This window comes from Parasphingorhabdus cellanae, assembly GCF_017498565.1.
GTDB classification, from domain to species: Bacteria; Pseudomonadota; Alphaproteobacteria; order Sphingomonadales; family Sphingomonadaceae; genus Parasphingorhabdus; species Parasphingorhabdus cellanae.
In genome coordinates, this window is record NZ_CP071794.1 from 2786660 (window position 1) to 2798049 (window position 11390).

Consider the following 11390-nt stretch of genomic DNA (forward strand, 5'->3'; position numbering starts at 1 on the left):
TTTCCGAAACCCGTAAAAAAAACTCAAATTTTTTTCGGCAGGGTGAAACTATATGTATCTATGTGTAAAATTAGATCGTGACACAGTTGCAAAAACCGCTATGCTTACATCGAAATTCGCATCTAGCAGGGCTTGCAGAATGATTTCCCTCCGTTCATTAAAGTCCGCCGTCCCCCGGATATAGAGATTCTTCAGCTTATGGAGCATCAGAAACTTCAGGCCGTTTTCCTTGCGCATCGCGATGCTCTGCTGCGTTTCTTGAATGCGCGCGGTGCTGGCGATAACGCAGAAGATGTATTGCAAGATTTATGGCTGAAGCTGTCCGATGTGGACGATAGCAATATTGTCAGTCCGCTCCCTTATCTTTACCGGGCCGCGAACAATGCCATGCATGACCGCTATCGGAAGGATGAGCGTGCGCGCCAGCGAGACAATGAATGGAGCGATGTTAATCGAGGAACAGGTGAGGCTTCCGACTTGCCGCCTCCTGATCGTGCACTGATCGCTAACCAGCAACTGGCTTCTGTGGAAGCGCGGATCAGCAAAGAGGGACCGCGTGTGTTCACAATTTTTCGCCGATTTCGCGTCGACGGTATCGGTCAGCGCAAGATAGCAGAAGAAATGGGCATCAGCCTGAGCGCGGTCGAGAAAGACTTGCAAAAAGCCTATCGCGCGCTGGTCGATTGGCAAGATAGGGAAGGTGCAGAATGATAGACGGATTGCAATGCGGGATTCAAGCATTGGCTACGTCTATGTTTCAGGACATATATGATGGCTGAAAAAGACAACGATATCCGGGATCAGGCCGTTGCCTGGGTAATCCGAACGCAGGCTGCTGATTTCGCAAAATGGGAGGAATTTACCCTTTGGCTTGAAGCTGACCATAGACACAATTTGGCCTATGAGAAAGTGTTGAGTGCGGTAGACAATCTTTCTGATTTAACAGTAAGTATTACGCAAGCTAAAAGCGAAAAAACCGTTTTTCCCAAACCTGCAAACGATGAATATATCACGCCGGAACGCCTGCCAAATCGCCGCCGCGTTATGTTCGGCGCGATTGCGGCATCGCTAGTGGTTGCAGTTAGCGCTGGCGTCTGGACCCAGATGCCACAGCCCTATGATGTGATGACGGGACCCGGGGAGCGGGAAATAGTTGCTCTTCCTGATGGCAGTAAAATCACCTTGAATGGCAACACGAAAATTGCTCTCGACCATAAAAGGCCGCGCTATGCACGGCTAGTCGGTGGGGAGGCATTGTTCACCGTCGTTCATCAGCAAAATGACCCTTTTGTTGTCGATACAGCCGATGTTCGCCTCGTCGATGCCGGCACGGAATTTAATGTTATCCGCACCGCCGATGCCCTTGATGTCACGGTTTCCGAGGGTTTGGTCATCTATAACCCGGACCGCGAAAATGTTAGCCTACCAGCGGGCAAACGCCTTTACCGACCAGCAGCGAAAAACCGGGTGACCGTTTCCACTATTGCGATTGAACAGGTTGGTTCGTGGCGTACTGGGCGACTTAGTTTTGCTGGCGAGACACTGGGCGAAGTTGCTGCTGCGCTAGACCGAAATCTACCGGTCAGCATTGCCGTATCTCCAGATATTGCAGGCCGGCCTTTCAGCGGTGTGATCCAGTTGGATGGCGATGGCCAACAAAATATTGAGCCAATTGCAGCCGTTCTTGGTGTGCAAGCGAAAAAAACAGGAAAGGGTTGGATTTTGATCGGGGATGATGCGGTACCTTAGTATAGCGGCCGCTGTTCTGGGTGTTGTTATCGCTGCTCCTGCTCATGCCGAAAGTCAGGTTGAAGTAGATATTGCCGCAGGTCGACTAGACTCTGCGATTTTTGTACTTGGGAAACAGGCCGGTATTAGTATCGGATTGTCTGATCCGCATATTGGGGCAAGCCGGGTCCCGCGGATTAAGGGGCGGATGACCTCGCACCAAGCTTTGACCCGCCTATTGGCCGGTACCGAAGCAAAACCACAGCGTGTACATGCCCGTCATTGGCGGATAGTGCGGATACCGAAGCGGCTCACGTCCGAACGAGTCGCAAGAAAATTCAATCCTGTCAAATCGCCTCCACAACCCGTTATCAATCCGGATATCGTGGTCACCGGTCTGTTGATGCGCCACACCATTCAAAGTGATGCTGCCGGTAATCGATTGACATTGTCGCTGGACGACGTCGGGCCATCGGCAGAGGTGCGCGGAACCGATGCACTGTTAGAAACGCTGCCTAGTCTAAGCTCCACGCAATTGGGTCCGGGTCGTAATCGGTTGTTTATCCGCGGGATCGCTGATTCCAGCTTTAATGGCCCTAACCAAGCCGTGTCTGGCCAATATCTGGGTGAGGCGCGGCTCAACTATAATGCGCCAGATCCGGATTTGCGGCTCATCGACTTGAGTACCATTGAGGTTTATCAAGGGCCACAAGGCACGCGTTTTGGCGCTGGTACACTGGGCGGCGTTGTTCGTCTTGTTCCCAATGCAGTGCAGCTGGACGAGCTGAGCGGTAAAACCTCAATCGCTTTGGCTGCAACGCAAGATGGTGATCCTTCGGCAGATGCTAATGCAACCGTGAACATACCCGTAATAGAAGGGGTCATGGGGGTCAGGGCTTCGGTTTATACCGGCCGTCAGGGCGGCTATGTTGACGATCGCCGCCGCGAGTTGAGAGATGTCAACCGGATGGACACAATGGGCGGTCGGTTCATTTTGCGTGTGGATCCCGGTGCTGGCTGGTCGATCGATACGATGGCGGCTGTCCAGGTAATTGAAGCGCGTGATGCGCAATATGTTGATGGTACAGGAGATCGGCTGGAACGCTCCACACTCTTTGCGCAGCCTTATAATAACGAATTTGCCTTGGGGCAGTTGGTTGTTCGTAAAACATGGGATGATACGGAATTGACTGCGGCGATTAATCTTGTTGATCAGGAGATATCGGAGACATTCGACTTGACCCTGCCAGCCTCTGAGCCCTTTTATCCCGAATTGCCTGGTTTATTCCATCAGCGTGGTGACATGCGTCTGTTCACATCTGAAATACGTTTGTCGCGATCATTGGATAATGGCGGCAACTGGTTCTTCGGGACGAGCCTAGTCAACAACCGCTATCGCATCAGGCGCGCCATTGAGAGTGATTTTTTTAATGCCAGTGTCGTGGGTATTGAAAATGAGACCAGTGAGGCCACCGCCTTTGGTGAGATCACATGGCCCCTCTCCAATCGTCTGATGGTGAATGCCGGAGGGCGGATTAGTCACGTATGGACAAAGGGGACGACATTGGAAACGCCTTCGTTGGTCTTGTCCGCCCAAGAGGCAACTGTAAAAAGAAATCAGACCGCCTTTTTGCCTGCGGTCGGTGTGCAATATCGGTTTGCTGAAAGTCTGACCGGGCATGTCCGTTACCAAGAAGGGTTTCGCGCTGCCGGAATTGATATAAGCGATGATCAAGTGGAGCGGTTTCGCAATGACGAAGTTGCGGCTATCGAAGCCGGGCTGGTTTTTAGCATTGGCGGCGAAACCGGCTTTGATGCCGGTATCTCGGCGGCCTACACCAAATGGGATGATATGCAGGCTGACCTGATTCGTGGTGATATTGGCCTGCCAGGCACCCTGAACATCGGCAACGGTCGGATATGGACAGTCGATGCGTCCATGAACTGGCGGCCGCTACCTGGCTTGTCGATTGAGGCAAGCGCTATCTGGTCTGACAGCAAACTGACTGAACCGGCTGAGACCATTTTTGTCGGTAATTCTGAGTCCGATTTTGCCGATGAACTACCGGAAGGGGCGGTGATTGTCGAAAGTGATAATCTACCCAATGTCGCTGATTTTTCTGGGCGATTAGGGGTAAGCTACACAAATGCATTATCGGACGAATCAGATTTTTCGCTATCTGCCTGGGTTCGGTATACTGGTGAATCCCGGCTGGGTATCGGTCCGATACTCGGCGTGAAGCAGGGCGACTATGTGGATACAGGTCTGTCGGCAAATCTCGATTTCGGCGCACACTCGTTCTGGTTGGAAGGATCCAATATTTTCAATGCCAGAGGCAATCGCTTTGCTTTGGGGTCACCATTCATCTTGGCTTTTGGAAAACAGATCACTCCATTGCGTCCGCGTACTATCAGAATTGGTTTCGATACCAGATTTTAATTAATCGAAATAAATCTATAAAAATCCTGATATTACAAATAATTAGCTTTAAATTACTTATAAATATAAGGTTGTCATTGCGGGTTAACTCCGGTGGTACCGTCTTGTCGAATATCCAACACAAGATTTTCAGGACAAGGACCAAACCCCCATGCATAAACTTCTCGCCTGCACCAGTCTTACCCCGATATTGTTAGTTGCCGCTGGCCCCGTTCATGCCGAAACCGTGATCGACAGCGCGCGCACCACGCCGATTGCGACGAGCGATAACAATGATGATATCCGGATCACCAACAAAGGTTCGATCAAGCCAACCGGCGGCACCGCCGTGATCATCGACAGCAATCATGATGTTACAAACGAGGGCACCATCCAGATTACCGGAGCGGATAGCGCCGTCGGGATTTCTGCCGAAACCGGTACCTCTGGAACCATTACCAATAGCGGTTCCATCATCATCGATGAAGATTATACCCCGAAGGATTCCGACGATGATGGTGATCTGGATGGTCGGTTTGCTAACGGTAAGTTCCGTTTTGGTATTGGAACAGAAGGAGGGTATTCCGGTGCAATCGTAAATAGCGGCACGATAACGATTGAAGGCAATGATAGCGCTGGAATTTATCTCGGAGACCGGCTCGATGGCTCGCTAAATCACAGCGGCCAGATCACAGTGACCGGGGATGACAGTGTTGGGATAAAAACAAGTGATGTGGCTGGCGACGTAACAGTGCGCGGTTCTGTCGCTGTGCGCGGTGAAAACGCAGTCGGCGTGGCGATTTGGGGTCAAGTTGAGGGTGGGTTGCTAATCCAAAATACGGTCACTGCATCGGGCTATCGTAGCACAACGCGACCAGGCGATGTGTCAAAACTGGATGCTGATGATTTGCTGCAAGGCGGTCCGGCGATCGCCATTTATAATGATGTTGCGGACGGAATATTTTTTGATGTTCGACCAGAAAATACCGACCCGAAAAACAAGGATGAAGATGGCGACGGCATTGATGATGATAAAGAAGGCAATGCGTCCGTCACCTCCTATGGCGAAGCTGCGGCTGTTCAAATCGGTTCGGCGACTAATACGGTAACTATCGGCGAAGTAAAAAACGATGAATCTGAGGGCAATGGCATCTTCAATAACGGCAGTATCCGCGGTCTCGGGGTTTATGAGGGCGTGGCTGCGAATGCTCTTGTTATTGGTGGTCTTGGTGGCGCGACAGAAATTGTCGGTGGTATCCTAAACAGAGGCTCGATCAGCGCTGTGTCTCTTGACGATGATGCTACGGCGATCCGTATTGGTGACCGCGCCACTATGGTACAGATTAATAACGATGGCGAAATCGTCGCTAGTGGCGGTAGTGCCGCCGACACGGCTGTTTATGCCATTCTGGTAGAGGAGCGTGGCGCGCTTGAAGGGATCTACACTACGAAAAAGATTAGCGCCACAGCAGCGAAAGACGGGCAAGCGGGGGCGATTATTGACCGCTCGGGTACGCTGGAATTTGTCTTTAATAGCGGCACGATTGAAGCGATAAGCGAAAATGGTGGTGAAGGGAAAGCCGTTGCAATTGACCTTTCCAACAATAATAACGGCACAGAAATCGCTCAATTTAGAAACTCCTCGCAATCCCCGGCGCCCGTAATTATTGGCGATATCCTGCTCGGTTCGGGGGACGATTTTGTCGGTAGTGCAGCGGGTCGGATAGAGGGGCGGCTGGATTTTGGTGGCGGCTTCGACGAATTTGAATTGGAAAAAGGCGCGCAATTTACCGGTTGGCTCAGTCAGGCAGCAGGGACGGATATCACCATAAACGATAGTTCGATGCTGCTGACCGACACGGGGACAATTGACATCAATTCCATCGTTACCGAGAATGACAGCACCATCGGCGTCACTATTGATGGCAAGTCTGGCAAGTTCACACAATTGAACGTTGCGGATACGGCTGAATTTGGCGAGGGAACCAATCTCGAAATCCAGTTAGTCAGCGTCAGCGAGTCTGAAGGCCGTTATCAGATTGTCGATGCGAATAATCTGGTCGGCAGTGAAAATCTCGCACAAGACGGCGTGGTTACGGCCTATATGTTCAAGAGCAGCGTGACTGGCGATGATGACGAGGGTGCTGTCTGGGTTGATATCAAACGCAAGACAGCAGAGGAACTGAAGCTCACCCGATCGCAAACCAGCGCATATGACGCGATCTTCAAGGTGCTCGACAATGATGCGGCGGTGTCCTCCAGCTTTCTCGGTGCGACAACGGCAGAGACTTTTGACGAAACAATTCAGCAAATGCTGCCGGACCATGCGGGCGGCGTGTTTGCGACGGTCAGTCAGGGTTCGCGCTCTACCGCGCGCTTCCTGACCGATCCGGTTGCGCCCTATAGCGATCAGGGCGGCTGGGGTTTCTGGCTGCAACAGACCGTTTGGGGTGTTTCCAAGGATCGCGGTCAGACGGATAGCTACGATATTACCGGTCTCGGTACGACTGCGGGTATAGAAGTCGAAACCGGCAGCATCGGCAATTTCGGTGTTTCGTTCGGTTATCTGAACAGCAATGACAGCGATGATGACGCGGCCAATGAAGTGGATAGCGATCAATATGAATTCGCGGCCTATTGGCGTGCGCGTTGGGGTGGCCTCCGCGCTTTTGCCAGAGGCTCCTACGCCAAGGTCGAATTTGATTCGCAGCGCCGGTTTGAGTCTAAAATTGACGGAGATGATAAGACAGAACGCCGCTTTGCCGTCGCTGATTGGTCTGGTGATCTTTACAGTTTTGCTGGCGGGCTGGCCTATGAAATGGATATTGGTCGGGTTTCCCTGCGTCCTTCTGTATCGGTCGACTATTATAACCTGTCCGAAGAAGGTTATACCGAAACCGAGGGCGGCGATGCGTTTAACTTGATCGTGGAAGATCGCGACAGCGACGAGTTGGCACTCAATACCACATTGGCGGCGGCGCTGAACTTCGGTGATACAGACCCCGATGGTGTCTGGTTCCGGGCCGAGGTCGAAGGCGGCTATCGTCAGATTATTGGTGGCGATATCGGTAATACGACAGCGAAATTCAAAGATGGTGATGCGTTTACACTGTCCCCTGATACCCGAACCGATGGCTGGCTCGCCGGCGTTCGGCTGGTCAGCGGGACGGGCAATCTGCTCATCGCAGGCGAATTCAGTGCTGAAGAGCAGTTACGAGATCATGTTTCATATGGTGCACGGCTGTCGTTGCGGATCGGTTTTTAGGCGCATCTGCATGGACTAGTCGCTAGCGACAAAAATACTCCTCCTATGCGGGCGGGGAACTGTGGAGCAAATATTCCACAGTTCGCCGCCCGTTTTTTCTGTCACTACTGCTCGCCAAGGTTAGCAGATCAGAATTTGACAAAAAAGGCTGAGCCTCCCGCCAAAATCCAAAATTTTTAACCAATTGCCAAATCGCAACAAGCGAAAAAGCGAATCGGTCTAACAGAGGGATGTCGCATGAAGCGGCATATAACAGGGCCTCTTTACCCCCTTCCTTGTTTGCGCAGGGAAAGATGAGATGCCTTAGACCCTAAGGAGAATACCGATGAAAATGACTAAACTATTGGCAGCATCTGCTGCAGTAGCTGCTTTGGCCGTTGGCGCCCCTGCCATGGCTCAGCAAAATCAAGGCAATGACGTTTATGACAATGCAGACTCGCTCGTCATTAACGATCTGCTTGATATCTATCTTGCACAAGATGCCAGCACCACAACTACAGTTGATGACGTTGCCAGCAACAACAATAATAACAACGACCTTGTTATTGCTACGCAGACGTTGACTGCCTACAACACCAACTCTCTGATGGACGAACTCGTCGATCTGGATGGTGAAGACGGTACACCAGCTCCAGTTGGCTACAACAGCGGCGACAACTATGTTCGCGGCAATGCCTTTGCAGCTTTTGCGGGTATCCTGAACCAGTCATGGAACACCGGCATCAACTCCAACGCTCAGTCTGCAACGAATATTGCAGCACAAGGCACCATCAACTTTGGTGATGGCGCTGCAGCAGCTGAAGGTGGGGCTGGCGGCGGCGATTAATCGCTATTCGCTGACGTGATGAAGGTTGGGCCGGTTTCCGCCGATGGAACCGGCCCCTCCATTCCCCAAACATCTGCATCCCCAAACGGGAGTAAAGACGATGAAAAAGCATTTTTGGCTTCTTATGATAGCCCCCGCCATGACCGCCTCCCATGCGAGCGCGCAGGTCACGGATCAGGACGCTGCGCCCCAGGCACCCGCGACTACCGCGCAGCCGTCTGAATCCCCGCTAATGTCGCTCGACGAACTCGATGAGCTGCGTGGCGGCACCCAAGTAGCGATTAACCAACAAACCTTTAACTCTGAGAATACCGGCAACACGATAGGCGGCGACTTTACCGCCGGCGATGTCAATCTGTCGGACAACTCGCTGTCCGGTTTTAACGGTCTTGGTAATGTAGTGATCAACACCGGCGCCCAGTCCGCACTCCAGGCGGGCCTGGCGGTGACGATCAATATTACCGATTAGGTAAGGTATAGGCCATGACCCTCACTTCCCCCATCAAAAATGGCCTATACCCAGCCTTTCCGCCCTTCAAGAGCGGCTTGAAATCTTTCTTGAAGGGCGGACTGCTGGCCCTGACCGGTGCCAGCCTGTTTTGCAGTTCCGTCGCGCAATCCGAAGTCCGTTTGGCACGGGAATCGAGTGGCGGAGACTATTATGTCGGCGTCATGACCTGGTGGGATATCCCATTCCGTTCCGTCATCCGCCAGCGCTATGATTTTAGCTGCGGTTCCGCCGCTGTCGCGACCTTGCTCACCTATCATTACGACCGGCCCACGAGCGAACGGACACCGTTCAAGGCGATGTGGGATCTGGGCAATAAAGAAGCGATCAAGAAAGTCGGCTTTTCGATGCTCGACATGCGTAACTATCTACAATCCATCGGTTATCGTGCCGAGGGTTTCAAACTGAAACCCGGGCAGCTTATCCAGGTGAAACGCCCGGTCATAGTGCTGCTCGACATTGATGGGTTCAAACATTTTGTTGTGGTCAAAGGTCAGACCAGAGATCAGGTGCTGGTCGGCGATTCCGTGCTTGGCATCAACAAATATTCCTATGAGGAATTCCATAAATATTGGAACGGCATTGCTTTGGCCATCGTCGATGGTCCGATAACCAAGCGGCCCACCTATAATCTTGCCGGTGACTGGAATCCTTGGTCCACCGCGCCGACCGATCAGGTATCGGCCATGGCTGACATCGGCAATCTAACCAATCACCTTCCCCCCCTGTACCAAATCTCGCCGGAATTTCTTCTCGATGTGCGAGTGGGTACCGTCAGATGAGAGATAAGCCATGAGCTACAGACATAGATATTTCGCCACGGTCGCCTGCATCGCGTCCTTCACCGCGATGCTAGTACCCCAGACCGCCAATGCCGACCCCGCGGCGGCGGTCGGTCTGCCCGCACTTGTTCCGGACGAAGATCTGGACAAGTTGCGCGGCGGGTTCATAGTCAACGGACTGGGCGTCAATTTTGGCGCCGATATCCGCACTTATGTGAATGGCGAGTTGCTGCTGCAGACGGTGCTGAACCTCAATGATGATGGCGCACACACCACCCAGACGGCCGCTGCCGGACTGAGCCCGGTCGATGTTTCTTCGTTGCAAAACGGTGTATTATCCAGTGGCAATATCCGCATGAAGGTCGGCGACACCCCCGTCTATCTATTGAATAACGGGCAAACCGCGATCGTTCATGAGACCACCAATGGTGTCCAGAACATGCTGATCAATACGGCCAATGGATTTGAAGCGGTGCAGGAAGTGGACGCGACACTCAATCTTTCCGGATATGAAAGTTTCAACAACGATCTGATGATGGACCGTATCGGCAGCGCGCTGCAAGATATTGCCGGTCAAGCAGGGATCGGGGCCCTCGGAAACTGATACGGATCTGAGGTGGAAGTGACCGGTTGCCAATCCTGCCGGTCCTTAACTGAAAGCGCTGTGAACCATCACGCGGGTTCGCGGCGCTTTTTTTGACAACTCAAAACATACAACATCCCTGTCTTTCTTGGGACAAGCTTGTTTGTAGAAAATGGACGGCGTCCAAGACAAATTTTGTTCGGAGTAATATACGTGAAAAGATTGATTGTGTGCTGCGACGGTACTTGGGAAGGTCTGGATAATGACTGGCCCACCAACGTTCAGCGAATTGCCCAATTCCTGTTACCTTCAGATCAAAATGGCATCGCCCAGACGCTCTATTATGACCCGGGCATTGGTATGAAAAACGCAGTCGATCGCATTGCCGGGGGTGCCTTTGGTGCGGGTCTCGATCTGCAGATATTGGAAGCCTATAGCTTTTTGAGCATGAACTTTGAAGCCGGTGATGAAATCTATCTTTTCGGTTTCAGTCGCGGGGCGTATTCGGTGCGTAGCCTCGCGGGGCTTATTCGATGCTGCGGTATTGTGAAACGCCGCAAGATAAGAACCATTTCTCGCGCCATGGAACTTTACCGCGATCGCGAAATCAAACCCGACCATGATGAATGTGTAACGTTTCGCAATTCCAATTCCATTTTGGAAGACAACGCCCCGCCACAGATTTGCTTTTTGGGATGCTGGGATACTGTTGGCGCATTGGGAATTCCCGATGCTATTCCGATGCTTCCTGTGGACAACCGGTTTGATCGCAAATATGAATTTCACGACACCCAACTCGGTTCGCACATTAAAAATGCCCGTCACGCTGTGGCCATTGATGAACATCGCCGCGTATTTGATGTTACATCGATGCAGCAACCCGATAGTAGTCATGATCAAAAAGTGCTGAAAGAACGCTGGTTTCCCGGCAATCATGGGGGCGTCGGTGGCGGCGTGCGCGATTTACGGCAATGTTCGGATGGACCATTATTGTGGATGATGGAAGAAGCCAAGCATTTCGATCTGGCGTTCAATGAAAGCGATGTCGGGAAATATACCGAAAGCGATCCTCTCATTGATCTGCCGGCTAAAGAACGCCGGCTATTTGGACTACTTGGCAAATCTTTCGATCGACATGGGCCTGTTCGAACTATGGATGTTTCACCCGAAGCGCATCATCGGTGGAATGAGATTGAGAGCTACAATCCCAAGACCCTCCATCGCGTCTATCCGCCCAAGGGACAGAAACAACAGTCGACTGCTTCTGCCCATTGATGAG

The 11390-nt window shown here is 52.0% G+C and carries 9 protein-coding genes; all 9 read left to right on the forward strand.

What is annotated here, in order from left to right:
* Positions 1-198: 198 nt before the first annotated feature.
* The 9 genes from J4G78_RS13440 (at position 199) to J4G78_RS13480 (ending at position 11386) form a co-directional block, all read left to right on the forward strand.
* Complete coding sequence (locus J4G78_RS13440) at positions 199-711, forward strand: RNA polymerase sigma factor (RefSeq protein ID WP_207987040.1); 513 nt, start codon at positions 199-201, stop codon at positions 709-711.
* Positions 712-771: 60 nt separating this feature from the next.
* A complete protein-coding gene (locus J4G78_RS13445) occupies positions 772-1749 on the forward strand; it encodes a FecR family protein (protein WP_207987041.1) in 978 nt (325 codons plus the stop codon).
* Entirely contained in the window at positions 1733-4168 is a 2436-nt protein-coding gene (locus J4G78_RS13450; RefSeq protein ID WP_207987042.1) for a TonB-dependent receptor, read from the forward strand. The genes J4G78_RS13445 and J4G78_RS13450 overlap by 17 nt, the downstream gene beginning before the upstream one ends.
* A 151-nt stretch (positions 4169-4319) precedes the next feature.
* Entirely contained in the window at positions 4320-7412 is a 3093-nt protein-coding gene (locus J4G78_RS13455; protein ID WP_207987043.1) for an autotransporter outer membrane beta-barrel domain-containing protein, read from the forward strand.
* A 325-nt stretch (positions 7413-7737) separates the two neighbouring features.
* Positions 7738-8238, forward strand: coding sequence for a hypothetical protein (locus tag J4G78_RS13460; RefSeq protein ID WP_207987044.1), 501 nt, complete (start codon positions 7738-7740; stop codon positions 8236-8238).
* Positions 8239-8338: 100 nt separating this feature from the next.
* On the forward strand, positions 8339-8707 hold the full coding sequence (locus J4G78_RS13465; protein ID WP_207987045.1) for a hypothetical protein: 369 nt from the start codon (positions 8339-8341) through the stop codon (positions 8705-8707).
* Positions 8708-8721: 14 nt separating this feature from the next.
* Complete coding sequence (locus J4G78_RS13470) at positions 8722-9528, forward strand: C39 family peptidase (RefSeq protein WP_207987046.1); 807 nt, start codon at positions 8722-8724, stop codon at positions 9526-9528.
* 10 nt (positions 9529-9538) lie between these two features.
* Positions 9539-10132 carry a hypothetical protein gene (locus J4G78_RS13475; protein ID WP_207987047.1) on the forward strand — a complete coding sequence of 198 codons (594 nt, stop codon included), beginning with the start codon at positions 9539-9541 and terminating at the stop codon, positions 10130-10132.
* A gap of 192 nt (positions 10133-10324) precedes the next feature.
* Positions 10325-11386 (forward strand): T6SS phospholipase effector Tle1-like catalytic domain-containing protein, encoded by a 1062-nt coding sequence (locus J4G78_RS13480; RefSeq protein ID WP_207987048.1) that lies wholly within the window; start codon positions 10325-10327, stop codon positions 11384-11386.
* Positions 11387-11390: the final 4 nt, after the last annotated feature.